This window comes from Kitasatospora sp. NPDC058162, from assembly GCF_042884005.1.
In the GTDB taxonomy this organism is placed as follows: Bacteria; Actinomycetota; Actinomycetes; order Streptomycetales; family Streptomycetaceae; genus Kitasatospora.
The window spans coordinates 77687-103787 of record NZ_JBHVUS010000021.1; the positions used below are offsets into that span (position 1 = coordinate 77687).

A 26101-nucleotide genomic window follows, 5' to 3' on the forward strand; every position below is an offset into this window, starting at 1 on the left:
TCATGGCCCAACGCGCCGGTCCGGTGACGTTCGAGGCGGCGCGGAGCGCAGCGGCGAAGGTGCTGATCCTTCCGGCCGACGAGCTCGGCCCGCTGATCGGCGACCGGCTGATCGCCGCCTCCGCCGACTCCGCCGAGATGCGCCTGCTCCTGGCGCACACGGACGTGGTCCGCCAGAACCTCGCCGACCTCACGGCCGCCGGTGTGCGGTCCGCCCACCATGCCCTGATCGAACTGGCCGGCGGAGTACTGCGGCAGCAGGCCGATGCCGCCGAGCCCCAGTTGGCGCCCGCCCTGGCCCGCGCGGCCCAGAACCTGGCGGACGCCCGCCTCGCGGATCCGGAACTCTCCCCCACCCTGCTCGCGCGCGAACTCAGCGTCTCCGTCCGGACGTTGCACCGCGCCTTCGCGGCGACCGACGAGACCGTCGCCGGGTACATCCGGCGTCGCCGACTCGAAGCCGCCCGACGTGAACTCGCCGCACCGCAGGGTCGTCCCGCTGTCTCCGAACTCGCCGCCCGCTGGCAATTCGCCGACAGCAGCCACTTCATCCGCGCCTTCAAGCGGCAGTACGGCCGAACACCGACCGAGTTCGTCCGAGCAGCGGGGACGCCGGACCGCGCTGCCGACCCCGGTGCGTTCGCCCCGGACGAGGACGGCGGCACCGGAACGAGCACGCCGCTTCGACGAGACGGCTGACGGCCTCCCGGGGCCCGCCGGGGCGCATCGGTCGCACCCCTCCTCACCAGGTCACTTCCCAATGGGAAGTACTGGACCTTGAAGGTAACCACCCCCATCCGGATAGCTTCGTCGACGTCGAGGGAGGGCCGCCGACGGCCCTCCGCAGAGTCCTCTTTCAGGAGATGAAGCATGTCCGCAGACATGATGCGCACGGTGGTCCAGGACGCTTTCGGTGGCCCGGAGGTACTGCGGGTCGAGCGGGCGCCGCGCCCGGTGCCGCTGCCCACCGAGGTGCTGGTGCGGGTGCACGCCGCCGGCATCAACCCGGTGGACTGGAAGACCCGGGCCGGCTCCGGCATGGCCGGTCTGCTCGGCGAGCCGCCGTTCACCCTCGGCTGGGACGTGTCCGGCGTGGTGGAGGAGGTCGGCTTCGGCGTGACCACCCTGAAGGCGGGCGACGAGGTCTACGGCATGCCGTGGTTCCCGCGCGTCGCCAACGGCTACTCCGAGTACGTCACCGCCCCGGCCCGCCAGTTCGCCCGCAAGCCGGCCACGATCGACCACGTGCACGCCGCCGCCGTGCCGCTGGCCGCGCTGACCGCCTGGCAGGCCGTCGTCGACACCGCCCACGTCACGGCCGGGCAGCGGGTCCTGGTCACCGCCGCGGCTGGCGGGGTCGGCCACTTCGCCGTCCAGTTCGCCCGTCACCTGGGCGCCCACGTGATCGCCACCGCCAGCGCCGCCCGCCACCCCTGGCTCAAGGAGCTCGGCGCGGACGAGACCGTCGACTACACGACCACCCGCTTCGAGGAGGTCGTCGCCGACGTCGACGTCGTCATCGAGCTGGTGGGCGACGCCCACGACGACAGCAGCACCCGCTCGCTGAAGGTCCTGCGCCCCGACGGCCTGCTGGTCACCGTCCCGGCCGGCGTCTCCCCGGAGCTGGCCGCCGCGGCCGAGGCCGCGGGCGTGCGCGTCAGCCCGTTCCTGGTCGAGCCGGACGGCGCCGCGCTGACGACGATCGCCGGACTGATCGACGCCGGCGAGGTGACCGTCGAGGTCGAGGCGACCTACCCGCTGGAGCGCGTCGCCGAGGCCCACACCCGCGGCGAGGCCGGGCGCACCCGCGGCAAGCTCGTCCTGACCCTCACCGACTGACCCTCCCCGCAACACAGTTGGAGTGAAACCGTGTACTACGAGATCCGCCGCTACCAGGCCCGGCCCGGGCGCCGGGACGAGTGGGTGCGCTACATGGAGGACGTGGTCATCCCGTTCCAGGCCTCCCTGGGCATGGACGTGACCGCCTCCTTCACCGACGACGAGGACGAGGACGGCTACGTCTGGATCCGGCGCTTCGAGGACGAGGCCCACGCCGAGGCCGCCCTCGCGGCGGTCTACGGCAGCGAGCGCTGGACGAAGGAGATCGGCCCGGTGGTCCACGGCCTGCTGATCGCCGAGAAGTCCGTCGTCACCCGCGTCACCCCCACCCCGGCCTCGCCGCTGCGCTAGCCGGGCCGCACCCCACCGGCCGACCGGCCGGGCACCTCCTGGAGACTGTTCATGACCACCGACCTGCCGCAGAAGTCAGCCCCGACCGGCTCGATCACGCAGGCGGCCGCCGGCGCGCTCATCACGGCCGTGCACGCGGCCGCCGCCCGGATCGGCTTCACGGCGGCCGTCGCCGTCACCGACCAGGGCGGCCACCTGCTGGCCTTCGACCGCGCCGACGGCGCGCCGTTCCTCACCGCCGAGGTCGCCCTCGACAAGGCCTGGACCGCGGCCTCGTTCCACACCCCGACCCACGTGTGGAACGGCTACCTGGCCGACCCGCAGGTCGCACCGCTGGCCGGCCACCCGCGCCTGACGGCGGTCGGCGGCGGCTACCCGATCACCGACGACGGCCGGTGCGTCGGGGGCCTGGGGGTCTCCGGCGGCAGCTACCAGCAGGACCAGCAGGCCGCCGAGGAGGCGCTGAGCGCCCTCGGGTTCGAACTGCCCGCCTGACGGCCGCCGCCCGTCCGGCGCCCCAGCCGGGCCGTCCCGCGGGCACCAACTGACGGCTCGCCGGACAACAGCGCGAGCGCACCCCTCACACATTGACACCCGAGTTCCCCGCTCCCTAATCTGGACAGTGTCCAGATTAGGGAGCGGGGGCCTTCGCGCCCCCGTCGGCGCCACTCCGCCGCCCGGCGGCACTCCCCCGCTCCCACGCGCAACTCCGCCTGCCCGCAGAGAGGTTCGCGACGTGACCAGCACACCGATACCCACCCCCGCCCCGACCGGGAACCGGCCGCGGCGCGGCAGCCCCCGGCTGAACTGGACGGTGATGACGCTGCTCTCGCTGGCGATCGCCGGCTACTTCGTCGGCCAGTACGCCACCGGGAGCCTGGAGACGCTCGGCGCGCAGCGCGTCGGGCTCGCGGACAACTACGCGCACCGCCCGCTGCCGGTCCAACTCGCCTTCTACACCCACATCGTGGCGGCCGGGCTGTCCCTGACGGTGGGTCCGTTCCAGTTCGTCCGGGCGATCCGCCGCCGCGGCCCCGGCCTGCACCGCTGGGTCGGCCGCCTCTACCTGACCACCGTCGGCCTCGCGGCCGCCGCAGGCTTCGTGATGTCGTTCTTCAGCGCCGCCGGGATGTCCGGGTTCTTCGGCTTCGGCAGCCTGGCCGCGCTGTGGGCCTGGACCGGCTACCGCGGCTACCGGGCGATCCGCGACCGGGACCTGCCGAGCCACCGCGCCTGGATGATCCGCAACTTCGCCCTGACCTTCGCCGCACCGACGCTGCGGCTCTGGCTCGGCCTGCTGATCGGCGTCCAGGCCCTGGCCGGCAGCCATGCCGACGGCGCACGGATGTTCAGCAACGCCTACTCCGTCGTCCCCTTCCTGTGCTGGCTGCCGAACATCGTCGTGGCCGAACTCATGATCCGCCGCCGCGGCCTGCCCGGCCTGCGGATGGCCCCCTCCCCCGCCCGCCACCAGGCCGCCCCGGCCGCCGACACACCAGGCTGACCCGGCAGCCGGGAGCGCAGACCCCGGGGCGCTGGCCGCGGCCGGATCATCCGTGCCAGGATCGACGGCATGGCCACCAGAGCACCGCGCACCCGTTCCACCTACCACCACGGTGAGCTGCGGGCCGCACTCGTCGCGGCCGGGACCGAACTGGCCCGCCAGGGCGGGCCCGAGGCCGTCGTGCTGCGGGAGGTCACCCGGATCGTCGGGGTGTCGCCCAACGCGGTGTACACTCACTTCGGCACGCTGGCCGAGCTGAAGGCCGCCGTCTCCCAGCACACACTGCGCGACATGGCCGCCGCGATGACCGCCGAACTCGCCGGGGTGACCGAGCCCGCCGACCGGCAAGCGGCCGCCGCCCAGCACCTGCGCGACGTCGGGCGCGCGTACGTGCACTTCGCGCTCGCCGAACCAGGCCTGTTCCGGATGGCGATGGACGGCAACCCCGCCGGAGTCGGCACCCCGGGCCACGGGGAGGACCGGCCGGACCCCGGCGCCGACCACCGCCCGAAGCCCGACGCCCTGCTGCTGGCCGCACTGCAACGCCTCACCGCGGCCGGGCGCCTGCCCGCCGAGGAGACCGCCGCTGCGGTCATGGCCAGTTGGGCCACCGTGCACGGCCTGGCCACGATTCTGCTCGACCTGCAGCCGCACCGCTCCCCCGCGGAGCGCGAAACGGCCATCGACGCCGGACTGCACTACCTGCTGCAGGGGCTGACCCGGCAGGACTGACGGACGCGCCCGCCGAATCGCTCGGCGCCGGCCGCACCGGGCACACCCTCCGGCCCGGCCCGGCTCCGTTCAGCCGGCGAAAGACTCCGCGTAGACGCCGAAGGCGTACATCGCTTCGAGGCTGCCCGGTCGTGGCGGGTCGGTCGGGTCCCAGCCCAGCTCCCGGTCCTGGATCACCTGCGTGAGCAGGGGGCGCCAGCGCGGGTCAAGGGTTTCGCGCGCCCATTCCAGTGCGCCGCGCTTGGAGGTCACCTCGCCGGTGTGCAGGGTGAACAGTGCCCGGCAGTAGGTGGTCACCGCGTAGCGCTGACTCCAGGCAATGTCGAAGCGGGCCCAGGTCCGCAGGTCTTCCATGAGGCCCGGCAGCATCTCGCGCATCGTTTCGCGCAGGGCCTGGGGCGGCACTACGTCGACGAGGTCCGTGACCGGGGGGCCGGCCAGGGTGATTCCATGGTTCCTGAGGATCCAGCGGCCCGGCAGCCGACCGAGCCGCGCCGACGACCACTTCGAGCACGGCACGGCAGTCCATGATCCCCCCGCCCCCCGCCCGCACCGATGTCGGTGACGTCGAGTCAATCCAGCGGGTGCCGACAGGTCAAGCGCCCACCAGGGGCGTAAGCAATCGGTAAGGCCGAGCAGAGTCCGGCTGCCCGTCAGGCCTGGAGGTAGGCGAGCACGGCGAGCACTCTGCGGTTGTCGTGCTCGGACTGCTCCAGGCCGAGTTTGGTGAAGATGTTGTTGCTGTGCTTGCTGACGGCCTTCTCCGAGATGAGCAGTCGGCTCGCGATGGCCGCGTTGGTGCGCCCCTCGGACATCAGGGCGAGCACCTCGCGCTCGCGCGGGGTCAGGGCCCGGAGCGGTGGGTCGGTGGAGCGGTGGTCGAGCAGTGCGGTCACCACGTCCGGGTCCATCACCGTGCCGCCGGCGGCGACCTGGCGGACCGCGCCGATGAACTGGTCGACCTCCATCACCCGGTCCTTCAGCAGGTAGCCGACCGCCCCGGCCCGGTCGGAGAGCAGTTCGCGGGCGTAGAGCTGCTCGACGTACTGGGACAGCACCAGGACGGGGAGGCCGGGGACGCGCTCGCGGGCCTCGATCGCGGTACGCAGGCCCTCGTCGGTGAAGGTGGGCGGCAGCCGGACGTCGACCACGGCGATGTCCGGGCGGTGCACGGTCAGGGCGCGGCGCAGCGAGGGGGCGTCGCGGACGGCGTCCAGGACTTCGCAGCCGTAGGCCTGGAAGATGCGCACCAGGCCGTCCCGGAGGAGGGCGAGGTCTTCGGCTATGACGACGCGCATGGCAGTGACATCCTCACTTCGGTCGGGCCTCCGTCGGGGCTGTCGAGGGTGAGGGTGCCGTCGAAGGCCGCGAGGCGGCGGGCGACGCCGTGGAGTCCGCCGCCGTCGTCGATTCCGGCGCCTCCGCGGCCGTCGTCGGTCACCGTGATCGTCAGCTCGCCGGTGGTCCGGCCGGGTGGGTGGGCGAATGCGACGGCGATCCGGATCCGGCCGGCCCCGGCGTGCTTGATCGCGTTGGTCAGGGTTTCGGCGATGGCGAAGTAGGCCGCCGACTCGACGGGGGCGGGCAGCCGTCCCGGCAGCCGGATCGCGACCTCGGTGGGTACCGGGTTGGCCAGTGCCAGGGCCTGGACCGCGCCGTCCAGGCCGCGGTCGGCCAGCACCGGCGGGTGGATGCCGCGGACCAGGTCGCGCAGTTCCGTCAGCGCGTCGGCGGTCGAGGCGCGGGCCTCGGCGAGCAGTCTGCGGATCGTATCGGGGTCGTCCGCGAAGCGGTCGGCCAGGCCGAGGCTCATCCCGAGGGAGACCAGGCGGGCCTGGGCGCCGTCGTGCAGGTCCCGTTCGATCCGGCGCAGCTCACTCGCTCCGGCGTCCACGACGTCGGCCCGCGACTCGGTCAACTCGCCTACTCGTGCGAGCAGTTCGGCTTTACCGGTCGGGGCCAGCAGGGCGCGCGCCAGGTGGGCGTGAAGCCGCACCAGCGGCTCGCAGGAGAGGTACCAGGCCGCGAGGAAGGCCGGCCCCGCCAGGGCGACCAGGAGCGTCTGGCCGAGGCCGTGCACGGCGAAGAACCCGAACGGCTCACGGAACACCTCCGGCGGGGTCACCGCCACCAGCAGCGGGTAGCCGCTGTAGAACAGTCCGGCGAGGAAGAGGATCAGCGACAACCCCGAAGTGAGCCAGCAGGCCACGGAGTTGGCGAGCAGCCAGGCGCAGTCGCGCCAGCTCGCCAGGTCGCGCAGCAGCGCCTGGAGCTCGGTCAGCCGGTTCCCGGGCGGGGTCGGCAGGTAGGGACGGGCGATCGGCGTCCCGAGTCGCCGGGCGGCCCACTGCCGGTGCCGGTCGGCGAACCGGCGCACCGCGACCGCGCACAGCAGGGTCATCGGCAGCCCGAGCCCGAACGGGACGAGCGCCACCGCCGCGATCCACAGGCAGCCCAGGACGGCGCCGACCGTCGAGACGAGCGGCAACAGCAGGGCGTGGCCCAGTAGTGCGAAGCGGCCCGCCGCGCCCGGGTGGGTGACCGTGCACCCCTCGCCCGATCCGGCCATCACGGCCACCTCCTTCTCTCGCCCGCCTCCAGCCTGGCCGATCAACCCGCCCTCGCACACTGGGGTTTCCCCCCGGCCCCGGTGGGGTTTACTCCACCTCCGGACGGCTCCCCAGCACCCGTGTGCTCCGCACCTGCTGCCAGCAGGCTCGTTGCCGTACCCGAAGAACTCCCGCCGAACGAGGAGCACACCGCCATGACTGTCCACCCGACCACGCCGCGCCGTCACCGCATCCTGGCGTTGGCGCTCACCGCCGCGCTCGGCGTCACGCTCAGCGCCTGCGCGGCGACCGCAGCTCCCGCCCACCCGCGTAGTCCGCTGGCCGAGCTCGCCCGGCAGGCCGTCGACGCCGGCGTGCCGGGCGTCATCGTCCGGGTCGACGACGGCCACCACCCGCTCACGATCGCCGATCAGGCCCCCTGGTCGATGGCCGACCACCGCCTCACGGCGGGTGACGGGTTCCGGATGGGCTCCAACACCAAGACCATGGTCGCCACGCTCGTCCTGCAGCTGGTCGCCGAACACCGCCTCGCCCTCACCGACCCGGTCGAGCGGTGGCTGCCCGGCCTCGTCCCCAACGGGTCGGCGATCACCGTGAGGATGCTGCTCGACCACACCAGCGGCCTGGCCAACTACCTCTACACCCCCGCTGTCCTGGCCGCCTTCACCGGCCAGGACGCCCACCGGTGGACCCCGGACGAACTCCTCGCCGCCGGCACCGCCCAACCCGCGCTGTTCGCCCCCGGTGCCCGCTTCTCGTACAGCAACACCAACTACATCGCCCTCGGCCTGATCCTCCAGAAGGCCACCGGCCAGAGCCTCGGGGACCTGATCCAGCAGCGCATCGCCGGCCCCCTGCACCTGCACGACACCCACCTGCCCACCACCGGCACGGCCGACCCGCACCTCGCGCACGGCTACGAACCCGACGCCGCCCACCTCGCCCCGCTGCTGCCCCAGGGCACCCCGCCCGGGACTTCGTTCGCCGGCCCGCACCGCGGCCCCGCCGATGTGGACACCACCGTCGTCAACCAGAGCACCCTGTGGGCCGCCGGCGGCATCGTCTCCACCGCCGAGGACTGGGCCCGCTTCGACAGCGCCCTGCTCTCGGGCAAGCTGCTCCCCGCCGCCCAGCTCGCCGAGATGCGCACCACCGTCCCCGAGGACCCGGACACCCCGAACGGAGACGGCTACGGCCTGGGCCTGCGCAAGGTCGTCCTCCCCTGCGGCACGGTCTGGGGCCACGACGGCCAGGCGGCCGGCTACTCCAGCGAGACCTACACCGACGGCAGCGGCACGCGCACCGTGGCCGTGCTCACCGCCACCGTCTTCGACCTGGCCCGGCCGCAGGCGGCCGCCGCCCACCGGGCGTTGGTCGACGCCGCCGTCTGCGCCATGTTCGACCGGCCCCTTCCCGCCGCCCCCTCGCCGTCGGCCCGCTGAGCCGGGCCGGCCCCGGATCAGGGCCGGTCATCCACGAGAGCGATGGCGCGCGCCTCCGGAACTCCCAGCATCAGCAGGCTCGTGATCGTCGCCGCTCGGGCGCCGAGGGTCCCGTTCGACAGGTCGCCGTCCGCGATGGCGAACACGACGCCGTAGGCGACCTGGCTCAGCAGGCCCGCCGGCAGGTGCCGGGCGAACACCTCGCCCGCCTGGCCCCGCTCCACGATGCCGGCGAGGAGCTCGTCGACCGGCCCGAGCAGGCTGTGGATCGCCTCGCCGTACTCGCCACGGCGCAGCGCCAGCAACACGCGGTACCGGTGCGCCACCGGCCAGACGCGGGCGACGAACTCCACCCACGCCGCGTCCGCTTCCGCGCCGGAGGCGTTGACTGCGCCGAGTATGGCTGTCATCTCGGTGACGGCTCGCTCCGTGAGCGTCCGGACCAGGTCGAGGCGCGAGGGGCGATGGAGCCCGAGGGGCTGGTCGGAATCCACCTGAACACCCAGCTCGCGTTTCCCGCACGGATACCCGACACCTTGTCGCCCGAACAGCGCCACGCCGTGGAGACCCTCTCCCGCTACACCGGCGAGCTCGGCGGGTCGAACCACCTCCAGGGCACGAGGCCGGAGACCGTCGGATTCGCCCTGGCGGACTCTCCCGCCGGCCAGGCGGCCTGGATCTACGAGAAGTTCCAGTCCAAGACCGACAACCACGGCCTCGCCGAGGACGCCCTCAGCAGGGACGACATGCTCGACGCGATATCCCTCCACTGGTTCACCAACAGCGCGGCGTCGTCCGCGCGCATCTACTGGGAGAACAGGGCGCTCACCTTCTCCGGCCCGAAGCTGACCCTTCCGGTCGCGGTCACCGTCTTCCCGAAGGACGTCCCACGCCTGCCGCGAAGCTGGATCGAAGACACCTACAGCAATCTGATCCACTACGGCGAGGCCGACCGGGGCGGACACTTCGCGGCCTTCGAACAGCCCGGGATCCTGGTCGGCGAAATCCGCACCGGCCTGCGCCCCCTCCGTTCCTGACGCCGACGCGCGATCCCGAGAGCACCCGCGCTTCGCGACGACGTGGGCGCAGGCGGTCAGCCGAGGAACGTCCCGCCGGGTCCGGGTACCCGCCGACGGCGTTCTCGGACGACACGCGGTGCGCGCAGGGGCAACCGTCCGGGTGCGGCCGGTCCTAGCGTGTGGACCACCGCAGCCGGACGCGCTGCCCGCTACGCGCGAGAGAAAGTGAGCACGACCCATGCCGTTCATCACCGTCGGCCAGGAGAACACCGCCCCCATCGAGCTCTACTACGAGGACCACGGCTCCGGGCAGCCGGTCGTCCTCATCCACGGGTTCCCGCTCGACGGGCACTCGTGGGAACGCCAGAGCGCCGCGCTGCTCGCCGCCGGCCACCGGGTGATCACCTATGACCGCCGCGGCTTCGGCCTGTCCTCCCAGCCCGTCACCGGCTACGACTACGACACCTTCGCCGCCGACCTCAAGACCGTGCTGGAGACCCTCGACCTCCACGACGCCGTCCTGGTCGGCTTCTCGATGGGCACCGGCGAGGTCGCCCGGTACGTGTCCGCGTACGGTTCCGCGCGCATCGCCAAGGTCGCGTTCCTGGGCTCGCTGGAGCCCTGCCTGCTCAAGACCGCCGACAACCCGGACGGGGCCGCCCCGCAGGAGTTCTTCGACGGCATCATCGCGGCCGTGAAGGCCGACCGCTACGCCTACTTCACCGAGTTCTTCCGCGACTTCTACAACCTCGACGAGAACCTCGGGACCAGGATCAGCGAGGAGGCCGTCCGCAACAGCTGGAACACCGCGGCCGGCAGCGGCTCCCACGCCTCGGCCGCCGCGCCGTCCACCTGGTACACCGACTTCCGCGCGGACATCCCGCGGATCGACGTGCCGGCCCTGATCGTGCACGGCACCGCCGACCGCATCCTGCCGATCGACAACACCGGCCGGCCGTTCCACCGCGCGCTGCCCTCCGCCGAATACGTGGAGATCGAGGGCGCGCCGCACGGCCTGCTGTGGACCCACGCCGAGGAGGTCAACGAGGCGCTGCTGGCCTTCCTCGCGAAGTGACCGCGGGCCGCTCCCGGCCCTGAGCCCCGGCTCCTCCACGTCCTGCCGGACGGGAGGAGGCCGGGGCTCAGGCCGTTCCGCGGACCGTCCGGAACCGGCCCCGGTGCACCGGTGCGCTGGCGGACCGGAGGCCGTGCGCTGTGCGCCAACTCCCGCCCCGGCAACGGATCTAACGTTCCGTCATGTTCCCGGGCGAACCGGATCCGCCTCCGGCCCGCCCGGCCGCTGCCACCCGCCGCCCGCACCGGGCGGCGGTCCGGACCCCCGTGCGCAGGACCTCCCGCAGTGCACCGAGAACCAGAAAGGCCCCCCATGATGAAGGGCTTCGCCCGCAAGCTGGTCCCGCTGGCCGCGGCGATCGCCGCGCTGACCGCCGTCCCCACCGCCTCGGTGGCCTACGGCGACGCGGCCCGGCCAGCGGGCACGCACCGGCAGTTCGCCGTCGGCCCGCAGTACGACTCCACCCACGTCTACGTCGAACCGGGCACCGAGCAGGCCTTCGTGGCCAGTTGGGTCGCCACCTTCGGCGGCCGGACGATCGGGCCCACCGCCACCCAGGTGACGCCCACCCCCAGCCGGACGCTCTCCGAGCTGGTGCTCTCCCCCGTCGGCACGCTGTCGGTGTTCGACTTCACCACGCCCGTCCCGTACCCGTTCGGCACCGAGCGCACCGGCTGGCTGGTCACCGACCTGGACCGGGCCGTCGCGGCCGCCCGCTCGCAGGGCGCGTCGGTGACGGTGGCCCCGTTCGCCGACCCGATCGGCCGGGACGCCGTCGTCCAGTTCCCCGGCGGGATCAGCGCCCAGCTCTACGTGCACACCACCCCGCCGTCCTACCCGGACCTGGCGAGCGTGCCGGAGAACCGGCTCTACCTGTCCCCGGACGCGGTCGGCTCCTTCCTGCACAGCTACCTGGCCTTCACCGGCGGCCGGATCACCTCCGACGACCGCCGGGCCGACGGCGCCGCGATCGGCCTGCCCGGCACCACCTACCGGCTGCTGCGCCTCACCTCCGGCTTCGGCACCACCACGGTCACCGTGACGGACGGCCACCTGCCGCACCCCTTCGGCCGCGAGCTCACCGGCTACGGCGTGCCCGACCTCGGCGCCACCCTGGATCGGGCGAAGGCGGCCGGCGCGTCGGTGCTGTGGGGGCCGGTCACGGCGGGCGGCCGGGACAGCGCGATGGTCCGCTTCCCGGGCGGCTACATCGCGGAGCTCCACACCGCCCGCTGACCGACCTCCCCGGCGGGGGTGGGCCGGTACCGCGGCCCGGGCTCCGCCTACGGGGCGGAGCCCGGGCCGGAACCGGCCTGCCACTCGCGCGGCGAGACCCCGTAGGCGGCCCGGAAGGCACGGCTGAAGTGGCTGGCGCTCACGAAGCCCCAGCGCTGGGCCACGGCCGACACGGTGGGGGCGGTGCGGCCGCGGCGGGAGAGCTCGCGGGCGCACTCCTCCAGCCGCCGCAACTGGATGTGCCGGCTCACCGTCACCTCCTCCCCCTCGAAGAGCCGGTGCAGGTAGCGCACCGAGATGTGGTGGGCGTCCGCGATCCGCTCAGGGGTCAACTCGGGCTCGCCGAGATGGCGTTCGACGTACTCGCGGACCCGCCGGAGCAGGTGCTCGTTCGGGCCGCCGGTCCCGGGCGGCGGGCGGTCCCCGGCCAGCTGGGCGACGAGGGCGCTCACCAGGTCGGCGACGACGCCGGCCAGCCGGTCCCCGACCGGCTCGGAATAGTCGTCCGCGGACGCGGCGAGCTCCCCGAGGAAGGGCAGCAGCAGCGCCCCGCACTCCTCCCCCGGGCCGACCGCCGTCCCCACCGCGTGCCGCAGGTCGCCTTCGGGTACGGCCAGCAGCCGGCTGGGCAGGTGGAACAGGTGGGTGCGGAACCGCTCCGGGTAGTCGACGGAGTACGGGCGCGCGGTGTCGTACAGCACCAGCCCGCCGGGCGGCACTTCGGCCCGGCGCCCGTCCTGCTCCAGCACGGCCCGGCCGGACACCTGCACCGCGACGCCGACCTGCGCCTCGCCGCCCGGTGCCCGGGCGATCAGCGCGGCGGTGCGCGAGACCCGGGCGGCGTCCGCCTCCACCGTGGAGATCCGCACGCACCCCAGCCGGTGCGACACCGACCGTCCGTCGAGCGGCCGCCCGGTGAGCGGCACCACCTCCACCGGGACCAGCGTCCGCGACAGCTCCCGGCTCCAGGACTCCGTCCTCTCCTCGTCCCCGACCCACGCGGTCGTCACCCGCACGTCCATCTGACCGCCCTTCCGCCGACCTCCCAAACGACCAGCGTGGCGGACCGTCGGAACGGGGGCTTAGGTCATCTGACTGTCGTCCTGCGGCGGGGGCCGAGCGGGCGGCCCGGGCAGGCGGCTCAGCCGGTGCCGAGGGCGTGCGCGAGCGCGGCCCGCGAGGTGATTCCGAGCTTCGGGAAGATCTTGTAGAGGTGCGCCCCGACCGTACGGGGCGACAACTGGAGCTGCTGCCCGATCTCCCGGTTGGTCAGTCCGGTCGCGGCCAGCCGGGCGATCCGCAGCTCCTGGCCGGTCAGCGCGGACACCGGGTCAGCGCGTCGGCCCGGGCCACCCGGGCCACGCGAGCCGACCGACGGCAGGGCCACCTGGTCGCCCGCGGCCCGGAGTTCCTCCTCGCAGTGCCGCGTCCACGGGTCGGCCCGCAGGCGCCCGAACACGTGGTGCGCCACCCGCAGCACCTCCCGGGCCCCGGGCCGGTGGCGCCGCCGGAGCCACGAGCCGTGCGCGAGCCGAAGCCGGGCCAGGTCGAACGCCCAGCGCTCCGCCCCCGGCACGGCGTACGCGGCCCGGTAGGCCTCCTCGACCTCGTCGTCCTCGGCGGCCAGGGCGAGCGCGGCCGCGAACAGGAAGGCGTGCCGGTCGGAGATCTCCGCGGAGCGGGCCGCCCGCCCGGCCGCCAGGTGGGCCCGGGCCTCGTCCCGCCGTCCGGTGTGCACGGCCGCCGTCACCAGGTCGAAGACCAGCGCGTGGTACCAGGGCGGGCCCGCGGGCAGCTGCCCGGGCGGGGTGAGCCCGCAGAAGTGCCCGTACGCCTCCTCGTAGCGCCGGTGGGCGAGCGCGGCCAGGCCGCGCAGGTGGGTCAGGCGGTCGAGGACGTACCGCAGCCGGCCCCGGGTGGCGGCGGGCCGCACGGCCTCGTCGACCGCCCGTAGCCCGGCCTCGTCGCCGCGCCCGGCCAGGAAGTGGGCGTGGTACTGCCGGAACATCAACGCATTGGTGTGGTAGCCCAGTTCGTCCGCGATCTCGGCCTCGCGCAGGCTGACGGGCGCCTGGTCCCAGTGCCCGAGCAGGAAGTCCTGGTGGGCCTTGGCCTTCGCCACCGAGCCCTGGGTGGCGTAGCCGTGCAGCCCGGCGACGCGCTGCCAAAGGTCGCTCTCCGGGCAGTCGAGCGCCGACGCCGTCCACAGCACCAGCCAGGCCGCGCCCGCCTCCTGCTCCTCCGTCATCCCCTCGGTCACCCGCCGCAGCGCGGCGGCCGCGTCCGGCCCCGGGTCGGTCCAGGCCCGCAGGCACAGCCGCCCCACCTCCGAGAGGTCGTCCCGGTGCCGTTCGAGGGCGCGCCAGATCCGGGGGTCGTCGGTGTAGCCGGCGGCCAGCAGGAGCTTGAAGAAGACCTGCTCCGTGAGACCGCCGAAGGTGTCGGCGCCCGGCGCGGCCAACGCGTCCAGGGCCGCGGGCAGCAGGGTGGCGGAGGACTCGAACTCGACCAGGTGGCTCTGGTCGACGTAGACCACCGCGTACGCGAACAGCGGGGCGATGTCCGGGGGCACCGTACTGGTCCGCAGCTCCTCCACCAGGGCCGCGGCGTGGCGCAGTTGACCACCGCGGGCGGCCATCACGGCGGCCCAGGTGAGCCGGCGGACACGGTCGCAGGAACCCGGGCTGAGACCGGCGCCGCGTTCGAGCAGCAGCGCGCCCTCCGCGTCACCCCCGCGCCGGGCCAGCTCGCGCCCGGCCCGCTCCAGGCGGCCCGCCAGGTCCTCGTCCGGCAGCCAGGCGGCCGCCGCCTCGTGGCTCAGCCGCCGGGGGTCGTCCGGTGCGAGCACCGCGGCCAGGCTGCGGTGGGCCGCTCGGCGCTCGGCGTCGGAGGCCGCCGAGACCACGGCGGCGCGCACCAGGGGGTGCCGGAAGGCCAGTTGGCCGGCCGCGTCGAGCCGGGCCAGACCGTCCGCCTCGACCCGGCCCAGGGCCTCCCGCGCGCCGTCGTCCGCGACCGCGCGCAGCCACGCGGCCCCGCCGAACTCCGGGCCGGTGGCCAGTGCGCCCAGCAGCAGCAGCCGCCCGACCTCCGGCGTCATCGCCTCCAGCCGGTCCGCGAACAGCCGCTCCAACTTGCGCCCCAGCGGCAGCAGTTCCGGCAGCGGCGCGGTCCCCCGCTGCTGGGCGGCCGCCAGCTGGCGCGGCAGCTCCACCAGCGCCAGGGCGTTGCCGGCCGCCTCGGTCAGGACCCGCTCCCGGGTGGTCGCCGCCAGGTCGGGATGGTGGGCGCCCAGCAGCAGCGCCGCGTCGGCCCGGGGCAGCGCCCGCAGGTCGAGCGCCTCGGCCGACCACGCCTCGGCCGACCAGGTCTCGGCGGCCGGGCCGTCCGGCCGCCCGGCCCCGACGATCACCAGCGGCAGGTCGGCGCTGCGCCGGTGCAGGAAGGCGAAGACCGTCGCGCTCGACGAGTCGATCCAGTGCAGGTCGTCCAGGACGAGCAGCACCGGGGCCGTCCGCACCGCCTCGTCGAGCAGCGCGAGCGCGGCGGCGCCGACGGCGAAACCGGTCGGCGTGCCGGACCGGACGCCCAAGGCGCTCTCCAGCGCCTCCCGCTGGTGGTCCGACAGCGCGCCGGAGCGCCGGAGCAGTGGCCAGAAGGCCTGGTGGAGGGCGCCGAACGCGAGGTCCGTCTCCGCCTCCGCGCCGACCGCCCGCAGCACGGTGAACCCGCGCTCCCGCGCCGCGCGTTCGACCCAGGCCAGCAGCGTGCTCTTGCCGACGCCCGCCTCGCCGCGCAGCAGCACCGTGGAACCGCTCCGGCCGTCGACCGCCTGCACCAGGGCCGCGGTGAGCACCTCGGTCTCCCGCTGCCGCCCGACCAGGGCCTGGCCCCGCCCACCGTCCGCCACTACCGCCCCCTCGGGTCTGCCCGACCCGTCCGGCGAGCACCCGATACTACAACCTGCCAGACCCCCAGCGACCGGATCCGCCCTGGTCAGAGCCACAACCCGGGCGAGGCCCACCGACGGTCCGCCCACGAACGGACACCGCACCCTTGCGCCGGGTCAGGCCGTCGACCGTCTCGTCCGCGGGGCGCCCGTCCGCGGGGCGGTGAGGCGGACGCCGGCTTTCGGTTATCGCGCTCGGCGTCACCGGTCTCCTGTGCAGCGAGGCCGAATCCCCTCGGTCTCGGACGGCGTCCGTTCCGACGCGCCCGCAACCGGAAGGGCCTGCCCATGACCGCTTCGCCTCCTCGTCCGTTCTCCCGAGGCTGGCTGCTCGCATCCTGCGTACCCGTGCTGCTCGTGCTCGGGATGGCCGCAGCCGTCCCGTCCGTCCCCTCCGGTCCGCCGCGGGCCGCGACGGCGGGGATGCCGCCGATGCCCGGCATGGCTGAGGCTGCGGGCACCACCCAGGGTCTCGGCCGCGGGCTCGCCGCCGAGCAGGACGGCTACCGGCTCTCCACCGCGACCTGCGGCGTGCCCGCCGGGCGACCGACCGCGTTCCGGTTCACCGTCACCGGCCCGGACGGCGCCCCGGTCACCGACTTCGCCGTCCACCAGACCAAGAAGCTGCACTTCTACGCGATCCGCACCGACCTCACCGGTTTCCAGCACCTGCACCCGGAGCCGGCCAACGACGGCACCTGGACCGCCGACCTCGCAGCCCTCACCCCGGGCAGCTGGCGGCTGTACGCCGACTTCATCCCGAACACCGGCGCCCACGCCGCCGAGCTCGTCCTCAGCCGCACCGTCACGGTGCCCGGCGAGGCCGTCCCGGTGCCCCTGCCCGCCCCGAGCGACAGCACCACGGTCGACGGCTACACCGTCTCCCTGCACGCCCAACCGTTCTCCGGCGCCCAGCAGTTGACGGCAACCATCAGCCAGGACGGCCGCCCGGTCACCGACCTCCAGCCGTACCTGGACGCCTACGCCCACCTCAGCGCCTTCCACGAGGCCGACCAGGCACTGGCCCACCTCCACCCGGCCGATGCGGTGAACGGTGACGGCGGCGGGCCGACGCTGACGTTCCAGGCCCTGCTCCCCGAGCCGGGCAACTGGCGGGTCTTCCTCCAGTTCCAGACCGCCGGGCAGCTGCACACCGCCCAGCTCACCCTGCACATCGACTGAAAACCCGGTGCCCGTGCGGCCTGCGCGGCCTGCGGGGCCTGCGGGGCCTGCGGGGCCTGGGAGGACCGCCGGATGCACCGATTCCACTCCTCTGAGGTCCTACCCGAGCGTGGGCACGGTTCAGCGGCCGGTGCCCGTCAGCGCGGCGGTCGCCAGCCACAGGTCATTGGCCTTGCTCCCGTCCAGGCCGGCTCTGCCGGGCCTGCGCACCGTGGGGTGGCCCTTGATGCCGCCCAGGCCGTCCGGGCCGACGTAGGCGTTGCCGGGCAGGTCCTGGGTCGCGGCGTACAGGGTGGGCAGGGCTCCGTGGTCGGGGTCGTTGAGCAGGAACCCGAAGCGGTTGATCACGTTGGCCGAGGAGTGGGCGGCCAGGTCCGTCGTGGCGATGCCGGGGTGGGCCAGCAGCGACTTCACCGGGCTGCCGGACCCGGTCAGCCGCCGCTGAAGCTCCAGCGAGAACAGGACGAGGGCGAGCTTGGAGTCCCGGTAGGCGTTCATCGGGTGGTAGCGGCGTGCGCGCCAGTCGAAGTCGTCGATGTTCAGCCTGGACTGCCGGTGCAGCTGGCTGGTCACGCTGACGACGCGGTCGGTCAGGTGCGGCAGGAGCAGGTTGGTCAGGACGAACGGGCCGGTGTAGTTCGTCGCGGTCTGCACGTCGAGGCCGTCCGCGGTCCGCGCCGCCGGGACGTCCATCACACCCGCGTTGTTGACCAGGATGTCCAGGTCGCCGGTCCACGCCCGGGCGAAGCTCCGGACCGATCCCAGGTCGGCGACGTCCAGCTGCCGGACGTCGAAGTCGCCGGGCAGCCCGGCGATCGCCCGGCGGGCCTTCTCGGGGCTGCGCACCCCCAGCACGACCCGGGCGCCGATGCGCCCGAGCTCGCGGGCGGTGACCAGGCCGATGCCTCGGCCGGCTCCGGTGACGAGCACCGTCCGGCCGGTCATGCCCGGCAGATCGGCAGCTGTCCACTTGGCCATGGGGCTCCTCTCCTCTCGGTCGCCGCGGTGCCGGCCGCCGCGCGGATGCGCTGCGTCGTTCCGCCACCACCAGTGGACGACGCCGGGGAGCACGGGTGAAGGACCCGCTCAACCACTGATCGGCAGTCAGTGGTTGCGGTCGACGCCGGCTGCGACGATGGCGGAGGCACGGCACTCGACCCCTGGGGGCGGACCCATGGAGCAGACGGTGGACCGCGCGTCACTGGGCGCCTTCCTGCGGGCCCGGCGCGAGGCCCTGCAGCCGGAGGACGTGGGGCTACGCCGCGGATCGCGGCGGCGCGCCCGCGGGCTGCGGCGGGAGGAGGTGGCCGAGCTGTGCGACATGTCGGCCGACTACTTCGCCCGTCTGGAGCGCGGTGACGGGCCGCAGCCCTCGCAGCAGATGGCGGCCGCCATCGCCCGCGGCCTGCGCCTCACCCCGGACGAGCGCGATCACCTGTTCCTCCTGTGCGGGCACCGCACCCCGCTGCGGCAGATCCTCGACGAGCACGTCAGCCCGGGGCTGATGCGCATCCTGGACCGGCTGCGGGACACCCCGGCCCAGGTCATGGGCCCGCTCGGCGAGACCTTGCTGCAGACGCCTCCCGCCGTGGCCCTGCTCGGAGACCAGACCCACTACACCGGGGAGGACCGCAGCGCCCCCTACCGCTGGTTCACCGACCCGGCCGCCCGCGAGCGGTACCTCCCCGAGGACCACGCTCTCAACAGCCGGGTGAACGTCGCACTCCTGCGGGCGGCGGCCACCCGGCAAGGCCCCCGGTCGCAGGCGGCCCGTCTGGTGGCGAGCCTGCTGCACCTGAGCACGGAGTTCGCCGCGCTGTGGGACCGCCAGGAGGTCGGCCCGCGCTGGAGCGACGCCAAACGCTTCGTCCACCCGCAGGTCGGGCGCATCGACCTGTACTGCCAGACCCTCCAGGACCCCGACCAGGCCCAGTCCCTGCTGGTCTTCACCGCGAAGCCCGGCACCGACAGCCACGACAAGCTGGCGCTGCTGACCGTCCTCGGCACGGACGGCTTCCCGGTCGGCTGACCCTCGCCCGACGCCGCCTCCGGCGAACCGCCGACCGTGCCGGTGAGCAACGTCGCGGCGGTGTTCGCGGAGCGACGGGACCTGGACGGCGTCGGGTGGCGGGTCGAAGGCAGGAACGGGACGCGTTCGCCGGGCGTCCTGGCGGACGCCGCCCCGCAGCGCTAAGCGGATCTCCTTCGTCGGACGCCGGCTCCCCTCTTCGTGCACCGGCCGTTGACCCAGCGCCCACGGGTCACCGCGCCGGGACCGCACGCACCGGGCGCTCGCTCGGGACGGACCCGCGGTCAGCCCTCGCGCCGGTCAGGGAGACGGTGGTGTCCGGGCGCCACGGGAGCAGGGCGAGGTCCTGGTCCTGGAGGGCGAGGACCAGGGCCGAGTCGGGCAGAGCTCGGCGCAGCTCGTGCAGCAGGGCGCGGGCGGTCGGGTGGTCGAGTCCGGCGGTGGGTTCGTCGAGCAGCAGGATGCGCGGTCGGCGCAGGATCGCGCGGGCGACGGCGAGGCGGCGCCGCTGTCCTTGGGACAGGGCGCGGCCGCCGGGGCCGACCGGGGTGTCCAGGCGCAGGGCGGCGAGGCCGACCGCCGCCAGTGCGGCACGCTGTCGCTCCGGGTCGGCGCGGGGGGCGGCCAGGCACAGGTTGGCCGCTACGGTCGTGTCGGCGAGCCAGTCGTCGGCCTCGACCAGGGTGAGGACGTCGGCGGCGGCCTCGGCGGGCAGGTCCGCGACGGGGGCGCCGCCCAGCTGTACCCAGCCGGAGGTGGTCGGCAGCCGCCCGGCCAACTGCCCGAGGAGGGTGGACTTCCCGCTGCCGTTGGGGCCGGTGACGACGACCAGGCGGGGGGCTTCGACGGTGAAGGAGAGCGGCCGTCCGCCGTCGGCGGTGGGCAGGTCCGCCACGGTGAGCACCGGAGTGCCCCAGGTGGGGGCGGGCTGCTGCCGGTCGGGGGCGGTCACGGCGAGCGGGCCGAGGCGCGCGGCCGCGTCCTGGGCGGCGGCCAGCTCCTGGAGCAGCTGCGGAAGGCGCTCCAGCAGGTCCCCCACCGCCGCGAGCAGCAGCACCTCGCCGACGACCTCGGCCACCGGCTGCGACCAGCCGTCCGCCCGCAGCGCGAGCAGCAGGGCGAGGCCCTGGCCGAGGGCGGCGAGCAGCCGCAGGCCCAGGCGGCCCGAACGCTGCTCGGCCGCCGCGGCGGCGGCAGCCGCCTCCTCGCGCTCCAGCGCCGCCGCGACGGCACCTCGGGTCTGCGGCACCGCGTCCAGGCAGCGCAGTTCGTTGAAGGCGGCCCGGGCGGCGATCAGGTCCGTCCGCGCGCCGGTCCGGGCGGCGGCGGCGCTCGCGAGGTGGCGCCGGGCCCGGCGGCCGGTGCGGACCGCCCACCAGGCGCCGCCCGCGAGCACCGCGAGCTCGGCCGCGCCGAGGATCGGGCTCGCCCGCAGCAGCAGTACCTCCACCAGCACCGCGGTGACGGCGCAGCCGGCCAGTGGTGCGATGACCTGGGCGGGCAGGCCGGCCACCGTCTCGACGTCGGTGGTCAGACGGGCGAGCAGGGTTCCGTCCCGTTGGGCGCGCAGCTCGCGCGCGCTCAGTTCGCCCGCACCCCGGACCAGGCGGCCGCGCAGGGTCACGGTCGTGGTGAGGACGACCCGGTGGCTGACCAGCCGTTCGAGGTAGCGCAGCGAGGTGCGCAGCAGGGCGAGGGCGCGGACCGTCCCCGACGGGTACATCCACGACCAGGTGGTGTTCGCCAGCAGCGTCACCAGGGCGCAGGTCGTCAGGAACCAGCCGGACAGGCCCAGCAGGGCGGCCGCGCTCAGTTCCGCCGCCGCGGCCAGCGCGATGCCAGCGGCCAGGTCGCGGCGGGGCACGGCGTGGCGCAGCAGTTTCCAGGTGTTCATCGGGGCCTGCCGTGGTCCAGGCGGATCGTGCGGTCCGCGAGCGGGAGCAGCGCGGGGCTGTGGGTGGCGAGCAGCACGGTCCGGCCGCGGGTCAGGGTGCGCAGGGCCGCCAGCACGCGGGCCTCCGCCACCGGGTCGAGGTGGGCGGTGGGCTCGTCGAGGCAGAGCAGCGGGGCGTCCCGGAGCAGGGCCCGTACCAGGGAGAGCTGCTGGGACTGTCCGGAGGAGAGCCCGCTGCCCCGCTCGCCGAGCGGGGTGTCCAGTCCGCCGGGCAGGTCGGCGAGCAGGGCGCCGAAGCCCAGCGTGCGGAAGGCGTCGGCGAGTTCCGCGTCGGTGGCTTCGGGCCGGGCGAGCAGCAGGTTGTCCCGGACGGTGCCGGGCAGCAGGTGCGCGGGCTGGCCGACCCAGGCGACGGAGGCGGGTGAGGGCGGGTGGAACGTGCCCTCCCACGCGTGGGTGACGGTTCCGGCGGTGGGCTCGGCCAGTCCCGCGGCGACGGCGAGCAGGGTCGACTTGCCCGCGCCGCTGGGCCCGGTGACGGCGAGGAGCTCACCGGGGGCGAGGTGGAGGCTCACGCCGTCCAGTGCCGGGTCTTCACGGTCGGGGTGACGGACCGTCGCGCGGTCCAGCCGTACGCCGATGGCACCGCCGCTGCGCCGGGCCGGCGCGGGCGGGTCCGGATCCGCAGCGCCGTCGGCGGCTCCGGCGAGGACCCCGTCGATCAGCTCCGCCGCGGCGCGGGCCTCCGCGCGGGCGTGGTAGCCGCGGGCCAGGTCGCGGGCGGGGGCGAAGTAGGCGGGGGTGAGGACCAGCACGAAGAGCGCGGTGGCCAGGCTCATCCGGCCCGGCACCAGCGGCAGTTGGAGGTAGTCGAGGAGTACCAGGCCGCAGTAGGTCGCCACCACGGCGAGGGTGCCGGTGATCAGCAGCTCGATCCAGGCGGTGGAGAGGAAGGCGACCCGTAGCACCGCCTGGGTGCGGCGGGCCAGTTCCTCGTCGTCCTCGCGCAGCGCGCTCGCGGCGGTGTCCCGGGCGCCCAGTCCGATCAGGGTGGGCAGGCCGCGCAGCTGGTCGAGCAGGCGTGCGCCGTGCCGGCGCACCGCGGTGAGCTGCGCGTGGACGGCGGCCTGGGTACCCAGGCCGATGACCTTGAGGTTGGCGGGCAGCAGCGGGGTGGCGGCGACCAGGATCAGGGCCACGAACCAGCTCCGGGACGCGATGGCGGCCAGGGTCAGGCCGCTGCCCAGCAGCATCGTGGTCCGGGCCGGGACGTACTCGGTGAGCCACTCGGTCAGCCGCGCGACCTCGCCGGTCAGGGACTCGGCGAGGGCGGCGTCACCGACGCCGGGGCGGGCGGGGCCGCGCGCGGGCAGGGCCGCGGCGAGCAGCCGCTCGCGCAGGGCCGCGCGCACCAGGCGGGCGCCGCGCGCGGCGGCCGCGTCGGCGGCGGACAGCAGCACGGACCGGAGCGCGAGGCCGGCCGGCACCAGCCCGGCACCGAGCAGGACCTCCGCCATGACGCCCCCGCCGGGCCGGCCGGTGAGCCCGCACTGGGCGGCCCAGGCCAGTCCGGCCGCCCAGAGCACGGTGCCCAGCGGGGCCAGCCCGCGCAGCAGCCCGGCCCGCCGCAGTTCCCCGCGGCCGGGTTCGGCCCACGCGTGCAGCCGGGCCGACACCTCGTCGTCCCGGCTCCCGGCGCGCTCGTCGCCGAGCTCGGTCAGCAGGGCGGCCGAGGTACTCATGCGTCGGCCCGGGGCGCGTCCGGATCACTCGGATCGGCCGGACCCGCCAGGCCTGCCAGGTCGACCGGGTCGACCGGGTCCGCGGCGCCGACCGGGTCGAGGTCGAAGACCCCGTCCCGCCGGTCGCGCCGGTCGCCGAGGAGCCAGTCGGCCAGGGCCGCCGTCGAGAGCAGGGCGATGCCGACGGGGTCGATCCAGTCGGCGACCCCGCCGAAGACGTCCTGGGACACCGCCGCCAGCCCGACGCCCAGCACGGTGAGCAGCACGCGCCGGAGGACGACCACGAGGCCGCCGGGCTCGGGCCGGACCTGGCGCAGTGCCCCCGCCCGCACCCGCAGCGGGGCGAGCGGCGCCTCGGGGAGTTCCGTGAACTTGCCGCGGAAGGCCCACCAGGCGTACGCGTTGTAGCCGAACACCACCGGCATGCACAGCCCCACGCCGACCACCAGGAAGGCCTGCGAGCCGGGCGGGCTGGACGCCTGATGGAGCGTCAGCCCGGGCGGGACGACCACCGGTGCGGTCGCGGCCACCAGGGCGAGCAGGCCGCAGGCCTGGGCCGTGACCACACCCGCGAAGGGCCGCCAGTCCGGCCGCCGTCCGAAGCCGTGCCAGGCCACCGCGCCCGCGGCCGCCGCCCCGGCGACGGCGGTCCAGAACAGCGCCGCGCGCACGGGCTCATCGAACCGGAACTCCTGCGGATCGGCGACCTCCAGGCCGAACCCGAGGACCAGCGCGGCCACGGCGGTGGCCACCAGGAGCGGGCGCCCCGCCCGGCCCGCCCGCTCGCGGGCGGCGCCTTCGGTCTTGTCCTGCAGCCAGGCGGCGCCGGCCAGCAGGTGGAGCGCCGTCAGGCCGAGGGCGCACAGCACGCTGTAGGGGGTGAGCCAGTCGAAGGCGCCGCCGCTGAACGACCCGTCCCGCTGCTCCAGCCCGGTCAGCACGCCGCCGAGCACCAGGCCCTGGCAGAGCGTCGCGGCGAGGGAGGAGGCGCCGAACAGCAGGGCCCAGCCGCGCCGGTAACCGGCGGCGGCGCTCTGGAACTCCAGTCCCATGCCGCGCAGGATGATCGCGAGGAGCATGCCGATCAGCGGCAGGTAGACCCCGGGCAGCACGGTCGCGTAGACGCCGGGCAGCCCGGCCCACAGGGCGACGCCGGCCAGCACGAGCCAGCTCTCGTTGGCGTCCCAGGCGGTGGCGATCAGTTCGCTGTACTCGCGCCGGTCCTCCCCCCTGGCGAACAGGCTGAGCGTGCCGACTCCCAGGTCGTAGCCGTCCAGGACGACGTACATGCCGAGCGAGAGCAGGACGAGCGCGTAGGTGGCGTACTCAAGCAACGGGGGCCTCCGTTCCGGGGGCGGTGGCCGCGGCGGGGTCCGCGGGCAGGTCGGGGCCGGCCTTGACGGTACGGACGATGTAGCGGACCCAGATGGCCAGCAGGGCCGCGTAGAGGAGCACGAAGGCGGCCAGGGTGGTGGCGGCCTGCGCGGTGGTCAGGTGCGACAGCGCGTCGGCGGTGCGCAGCTTGCCGTAGACCACCCAGGGCTGGCGCCCGGTCTCGGCGGTGATCCACCCGCCGGTGATGGCGATGACCCCGGCGGGTGTCATCCAGACCATCCAGCGCAGGAAGCGGCGGGAGTCGAACAGGCGTCTGCGCAGGCGCAGCACCAGCCCGGCGAGGGCGGTGGCGAACATGGCCAGGGCGGTGAAGTACATGGCGCGGAAGCCGTAGAAGGCGCTCCACATGTTGGGCCGCTGGTCGGGCGGGGTCTGCAGCAGGCCGGGCACCGCGGCCTCGCCGGTGAGGTCGTGGCCGATCACCGCGCCCAGGTGCGGGACGGTGATCCGCAGGTCGTTCGCGCCCCGGTCGGTGTCGGGGACGACGACCAGGTTGTAGCCGTTGTTGTCGGTGCGCCAGTTCCCTTCGAACGCCTGGAGTTTCGCGGGCTGGTGCTGCGCCATGAAGATGGCGGTGGCGTCGCCGATGTACAGCTGGACCGGCATCAGGACGGCGAGCACGCCGAGGGCGATGGACAGGCAGCGGCGGGCGAACGGCAGGGCCTCCCGCCGCTGCTTGAGCAGGTACCAGGCCGAGATGCCGCCGACGAACCAGCTCGCGCTGATCAGCACGGCCAGCAGCATGTGCGGGAAGCGGTAGGTGAAGGCCGGGTTGAGCAGGATCTCGGTCCAGTCGCCCGGACGGAACTGCCCAGCCGTCTCGGTGTACCCGACCGGGTCCTGCATCCAACTGTTGGCGGACATGATCCAGGTGGTGGACAGCAGGGTGCCGAGGGCCACCATCCAGGAGGCGAAGGCCATGGTGCGCGGGCGGACCCGGCCCTCGCCGTAAAGCATGACGCCGATGAAGCCGGCCTCCAGGAAGAAGGCCGTGATGACCTCCATGCCGATGGTGACCCCGATGACCGGTCCGACGGCGTGCGCGAAGACACCCCAGTTGAGGCCGAACTCGAAGGTCATGACGGTGCCCGCGACGACACCGAGGCCGAAGCCGACCGCGAAGATCTTCTTCCAGAAGCGGAAGATCTGCTGGTAGAGCGGGTTGCCCGTGCGCACGTACGCGGTCTGCACCACGGCGAGCAGCACGGAGAGGCCGACCGTGAGGGCCGGGAAGGACATGTGGAAGATCGCCGTGATGGCGAACTGCCACCTGGACAGTTCTACGGCGGCCGGTGGGGCCATCGGGTCTCCGGAAGGTACGTGGAACGGGCGAGTACGTGGAACGGGCGGGTGCGGGGGTCAGGGGTGCGGGGTCAGGGGCACGGGTGTCAGGGCGCGGGGTGGTCCGCGGATCGGCGCGCGCCGGGTGGATCACTCCCGGTAGAGCAGCACCGTGACGCCGGCCAGCACCGCGCTGGCCACCAGCGCCCAGGCGATCTGCCCGTGCAGCACCAGGACCGCGCCCGGCAGGGCGCCGGCCAGCATGGTGGCGACCGCGAGGATCCTGCGCCGCTGGCGGGGCGCGGTGCCGCCGGCGAGCCGGGAGTCGGACGCCAGACCGGTCAGGGTAAGGGTGAGCACGGTGGTGGTGAGGTCCGGCACGCCGAGGCCGCGCACGGTGCCGTTGCGGATGCCCATCGCCACTGCCACCAGGGCGATCACGGTGTACCGCACGGATCCGTCCGCGCCCCAGCCGAAGGCGACGGCGGCGGCCGCACCGTGCAGCGCGACCTCCAGGACCAGGGCCGTGCGCAGCCATCGGCCGCGCCGCGCGGTGGTGTGCCGCCCCGCGAGGCGGCCGGCCAGGACCGCGCCGGCCAGGAAGGCGGCGAGGGAGGTCAGCGAGCCCGCGACGGAGAACCCGGGGGCTCCGGCCAGGGCGAAGGCGATGACGACGACGTTGCCGGTCATGTTCGCCGTGAAGACGTGGCCGAGGCCGAGGTAGCTCACCGCGTCGATCAGGCCGCTGACCGCGGTGAGGGCGAACAGGGCCAGTGCCAGCGGATGACGGTCGTGGACCTGCGGTCCGGGGAGCTGTGGCGGTGCGGTGCGGGCGTCGCCTGCGGGCGCGGTCATGAGGTCT

General features: G+C 74.5%; 25 protein-coding genes. 13 read left to right on the plus strand and 12 right to left on the minus strand.

What is annotated here, in order from left to right; translation table 11 throughout:
- The first annotated feature begins 2 nt into the window (after positions 1–2).
- From ACFVXG_RS30065 to ACFVXG_RS30090, 6 genes are all read left to right on the plus strand, one after another.
- Positions 3–698, plus strand: a complete 696-nt coding sequence (locus ACFVXG_RS30065; RefSeq protein ID WP_387931798.1) for a helix-turn-helix domain-containing protein — start codon at positions 3–5, stop codon at positions 696–698.
- 171 nt (positions 699–869) lie between these two features.
- Entirely contained in the window at positions 870–1838 is a 969-nt protein-coding gene (locus ACFVXG_RS30070; RefSeq protein ID WP_387931800.1) for an NADP-dependent oxidoreductase, read from the plus strand.
- Positions 1839–1868: 30 nt separating this feature from the next.
- Positions 1869–2189: an NIPSNAP family protein gene (locus ACFVXG_RS30075; protein ID WP_387931802.1), complete on the plus strand. Its 321-nt coding sequence runs from the start codon at positions 1869–1871 to the stop codon at positions 2187–2189.
- Positions 2190–2240: 51 nt separating this feature from the next.
- Entirely contained in the window at positions 2241–2684 is a 444-nt protein-coding gene (locus ACFVXG_RS30080) for a heme-binding protein (protein WP_387931804.1), read from the plus strand.
- A gap of 241 nt (positions 2685–2925) precedes the next feature.
- Complete coding sequence (locus ACFVXG_RS30085) at positions 2926–3693, plus strand: DUF2306 domain-containing protein (RefSeq protein WP_387931805.1); 768 nt, start codon at positions 2926–2928, stop codon at positions 3691–3693.
- Between the two features lie 69 nt (positions 3694–3762).
- On the plus strand, positions 3763–4425 hold the full coding sequence (locus tag ACFVXG_RS30090) for a TetR/AcrR family transcriptional regulator (protein ID WP_387931807.1): 663 nt from the start codon (positions 3763–3765) through the stop codon (positions 4423–4425).
- A gap of 69 nt (positions 4426–4494) precedes the next feature.
- Here ACFVXG_RS30090 and ACFVXG_RS30095 read toward each other — a convergent pair whose 3' ends face one another.
- The 3 genes from ACFVXG_RS30095 to ACFVXG_RS30105 form a co-directional block, all read right to left on the minus strand.
- Positions 4495–4944 (minus strand): aminoglycoside adenylyltransferase domain-containing protein, encoded by a 450-nt coding sequence (locus ACFVXG_RS30095; RefSeq protein WP_387931809.1) that lies wholly within the window; start codon positions 4942–4944, stop codon positions 4495–4497.
- A gap of 134 nt (positions 4945–5078) precedes the next feature.
- Positions 5079–5723 (minus strand): LuxR C-terminal-related transcriptional regulator, encoded by a 645-nt coding sequence (locus tag ACFVXG_RS30100; RefSeq protein WP_387931811.1) that lies wholly within the window; start codon positions 5721–5723, stop codon positions 5079–5081.
- Positions 5708–6994: a sensor histidine kinase gene (locus tag ACFVXG_RS30105; protein WP_387931813.1), complete on the minus strand. Its 1287-nt coding sequence runs from the start codon at positions 6992–6994 to the stop codon at positions 5708–5710. The genes ACFVXG_RS30100 and ACFVXG_RS30105 overlap by 16 nt, the downstream gene beginning before the upstream one ends.
- A 195-nt stretch (positions 6995–7189) precedes the next feature.
- On the opposite strand from ACFVXG_RS30105, the gene ACFVXG_RS30110 reads away from it, so the two are divergent.
- On the plus strand, positions 7190–8437 hold the full coding sequence (locus tag ACFVXG_RS30110) for a serine hydrolase domain-containing protein (protein WP_387931815.1): 1248 nt from the start codon (positions 7190–7192) through the stop codon (positions 8435–8437).
- 17 nt (positions 8438–8454) lie between these two features.
- Here the strand turns inward: ACFVXG_RS30110 and ACFVXG_RS30115 are convergent, their stop codons facing one another.
- The gene (locus ACFVXG_RS30115) at positions 8455–8847 is read right to left on the minus strand and encodes a hypothetical protein (protein WP_387931817.1); all 393 of its coding nucleotides are present in this window, start codon (positions 8845–8847) and stop codon (positions 8455–8457) included.
- A gap of 54 nt (positions 8848–8901) precedes the next feature.
- Here ACFVXG_RS30115 and ACFVXG_RS30120 point away from each other — a divergent pair, with 54 nt between their 5' ends.
- The 3 genes from ACFVXG_RS30120 to ACFVXG_RS30130 all read left to right on the plus strand — a co-directional run bounded on the left by ACFVXG_RS30120 (position 8902) and on the right by ACFVXG_RS30130 (position 11767).
- Positions 8902–9474: a hypothetical protein gene (locus tag ACFVXG_RS30120; protein WP_387931819.1), complete on the plus strand. Its 573-nt coding sequence runs from the start codon at positions 8902–8904 to the stop codon at positions 9472–9474.
- 220 nt (positions 9475–9694) lie between these two features.
- The gene (locus tag ACFVXG_RS30125) at positions 9695–10531 is read left to right on the plus strand and encodes an alpha/beta fold hydrolase (protein WP_387931821.1); all 837 of its coding nucleotides are present in this window, start codon (positions 9695–9697) and stop codon (positions 10529–10531) included.
- A 312-nt stretch (positions 10532–10843) separates the two neighbouring features.
- A complete protein-coding gene (locus tag ACFVXG_RS30130) occupies positions 10844–11767 on the plus strand; it encodes a VOC family protein (RefSeq protein WP_387931823.1) in 924 nt (307 codons plus the stop codon).
- Between the two features lie 47 nt (positions 11768–11814).
- Here the strand turns inward: ACFVXG_RS30130 and ACFVXG_RS30135 are convergent, their stop codons facing one another.
- Together ACFVXG_RS30135 and ACFVXG_RS30140 are read right to left on the minus strand one after the other, a co-directional pair.
- Positions 11815–12777, minus strand: coding sequence for a helix-turn-helix domain-containing protein (locus tag ACFVXG_RS30135; protein ID WP_387931824.1), 963 nt, complete (start codon positions 12775–12777; stop codon positions 11815–11817).
- 131 nt (positions 12778–12908) lie between these two features.
- On the minus strand, positions 12909–15677 hold the full coding sequence (locus ACFVXG_RS30140) for a BREX system ATP-binding domain-containing protein (RefSeq protein ID WP_387931826.1): 2769 nt from the start codon (positions 15675–15677) through the stop codon (positions 12909–12911).
- A gap of 387 nt (positions 15678–16064) precedes the next feature.
- Between ACFVXG_RS30140 and ACFVXG_RS30145 the strand changes: the two genes are divergently transcribed.
- Entirely contained in the window at positions 16065–16898 is an 834-nt protein-coding gene (locus ACFVXG_RS30145) for a hypothetical protein (RefSeq protein ID WP_387931828.1), read from the plus strand.
- Between the two features lie 120 nt (positions 16899–17018).
- Here the strand turns inward: ACFVXG_RS30145 and ACFVXG_RS30150 are convergent, their stop codons facing one another.
- Positions 17019–17876 carry an SDR family NAD(P)-dependent oxidoreductase gene (locus tag ACFVXG_RS30150; protein ID WP_387931830.1) on the minus strand — a complete coding sequence of 286 codons (858 nt, stop codon included), beginning with the start codon at positions 17874–17876 and terminating at the stop codon, positions 17019–17021.
- 208 nt (positions 17877–18084) lie between these two features.
- On the opposite strand from ACFVXG_RS30150, the gene ACFVXG_RS30155 reads away from it, so the two are divergent.
- Both ACFVXG_RS30155 and ACFVXG_RS30160 read left to right on the plus strand, forming a co-directional pair.
- On the plus strand, positions 18085–18927 hold the full coding sequence (locus ACFVXG_RS30155; RefSeq protein ID WP_387931832.1) for a helix-turn-helix transcriptional regulator: 843 nt from the start codon (positions 18085–18087) through the stop codon (positions 18925–18927).
- A 42-nt stretch (positions 18928–18969) separates the two neighbouring features.
- Positions 18970–19092 carry a hypothetical protein gene (locus ACFVXG_RS30160; RefSeq protein WP_387931834.1) on the plus strand — a complete coding sequence of 41 codons (123 nt, stop codon included), beginning with the start codon at positions 18970–18972 and terminating at the stop codon, positions 19090–19092.
- 67 nt (positions 19093–19159) lie between these two features.
- Here ACFVXG_RS30160 and ACFVXG_RS30165 read toward each other — a convergent pair whose 3' ends face one another.
- The 5 genes from ACFVXG_RS30165 to ACFVXG_RS30185 form a co-directional block, all read right to left on the minus strand.
- Positions 19160–20821: an ATP-binding cassette domain-containing protein gene (locus ACFVXG_RS30165; RefSeq protein ID WP_387931836.1), complete on the minus strand. Its 1662-nt coding sequence runs from the start codon at positions 20819–20821 to the stop codon at positions 19160–19162.
- Positions 20818–22563 carry an ABC transporter ATP-binding protein/permease gene (locus ACFVXG_RS30170; RefSeq protein WP_387931838.1) on the minus strand — a complete coding sequence of 582 codons (1746 nt, stop codon included), beginning with the start codon at positions 22561–22563 and terminating at the stop codon, positions 20818–20820. Before ACFVXG_RS30170 ends, ACFVXG_RS30165 begins: the two co-directional genes overlap by 4 nt.
- The gene (locus tag ACFVXG_RS30175; protein ID WP_387931840.1) at positions 22560–23897 is read right to left on the minus strand and encodes a cytochrome d ubiquinol oxidase subunit II; all 1338 of its coding nucleotides are present in this window, start codon (positions 23895–23897) and stop codon (positions 22560–22562) included. The genes ACFVXG_RS30170 and ACFVXG_RS30175 overlap by 4 nt, the downstream gene beginning before the upstream one ends.
- On the minus strand, positions 23890–25260 hold the full coding sequence (locus ACFVXG_RS30180) for a cytochrome ubiquinol oxidase subunit I (RefSeq protein WP_387931842.1): 1371 nt from the start codon (positions 25258–25260) through the stop codon (positions 23890–23892). The genes ACFVXG_RS30175 and ACFVXG_RS30180 overlap by 8 nt, the downstream gene beginning before the upstream one ends.
- Before the next feature lie 129 nt (positions 25261–25389).
- On the minus strand, positions 25390–26094 hold the full coding sequence (locus ACFVXG_RS30185; protein WP_387931843.1) for a YoaK family protein: 705 nt from the start codon (positions 26092–26094) through the stop codon (positions 25390–25392).
- Positions 26095–26101: the final 7 nt, after the last annotated feature.

Coding starts and splice junctions, on each gene's coding strand:
- ACFVXG_RS30065 (WP_387931798.1), top strand. CDS start 3: ATGGCCCAACGCGCCGGTCCGGTGACGTTCGAGGCGGCGCGGAGCGCA.
- ACFVXG_RS30115 (WP_387931817.1), bottom strand. CDS start 8,847: ATGACAGCCATACTCGGCGCAGTCAACGCCTCCGGCGCGGAAGCGGAC.
- ACFVXG_RS30170 (WP_387931838.1), bottom strand. CDS start 22,563: ATGAGTACCTCGGCCGCCCTGCTGACCGAGCTCGGCGACGAGCGCGCC.
- ACFVXG_RS30070 (WP_387931800.1), top strand. CDS start 870: ATGTCCGCAGACATGATGCGCACGGTGGTCCAGGACGCTTTCGGTGGC.
- ACFVXG_RS30150 (WP_387931830.1), bottom strand. CDS start 17,876: ATGGCCAAGTGGACAGCTGCCGATCTGCCGGGCATGACCGGCCGGACG.
- ACFVXG_RS30110 (WP_387931815.1), top strand. CDS start 7,190: ATGACTGTCCACCCGACCACGCCGCGCCGTCACCGCATCCTGGCGTTG.
- ACFVXG_RS30165 (WP_387931836.1), bottom strand. CDS start 20,821: ATGAACACCTGGAAACTGCTGCGCCACGCCGTGCCCCGCCGCGACCTG.
- ACFVXG_RS30080 (WP_387931804.1), top strand. CDS start 2,241: ATGACCACCGACCTGCCGCAGAAGTCAGCCCCGACCGGCTCGATCACG.
- ACFVXG_RS30100 (WP_387931811.1), bottom strand. CDS start 5,723: ATGCGCGTCGTCATAGCCGAAGACCTCGCCCTCCTCCGGGACGGCCTG.
- ACFVXG_RS30105 (WP_387931813.1), bottom strand. CDS start 6,994: ATGGCCGGATCGGGCGAGGGGTGCACGGTCACCCACCCGGGCGCGGCG.
- ACFVXG_RS30125 (WP_387931821.1), top strand. CDS start 9,695: ATGCCGTTCATCACCGTCGGCCAGGAGAACACCGCCCCCATCGAGCTC.
- ACFVXG_RS30180 (WP_387931842.1), bottom strand. CDS start 25,260: ATGGCCCCACCGGCCGCCGTAGAACTGTCCAGGTGGCAGTTCGCCATC.
- ACFVXG_RS30130 (WP_387931823.1), top strand. CDS start 10,844: ATGATGAAGGGCTTCGCCCGCAAGCTGGTCCCGCTGGCCGCGGCGATC.
- ACFVXG_RS30090 (WP_387931807.1), top strand. CDS start 3,763: ATGGCCACCAGAGCACCGCGCACCCGTTCCACCTACCACCACGGTGAG.
- ACFVXG_RS30120 (WP_387931819.1), top strand. CDS start 8,902: ATGGAGCCCGAGGGGCTGGTCGGAATCCACCTGAACACCCAGCTCGCG.
- ACFVXG_RS30185 (WP_387931843.1), bottom strand. CDS start 26,094: ATGACCGCGCCCGCAGGCGACGCCCGCACCGCACCGCCACAGCTCCCC.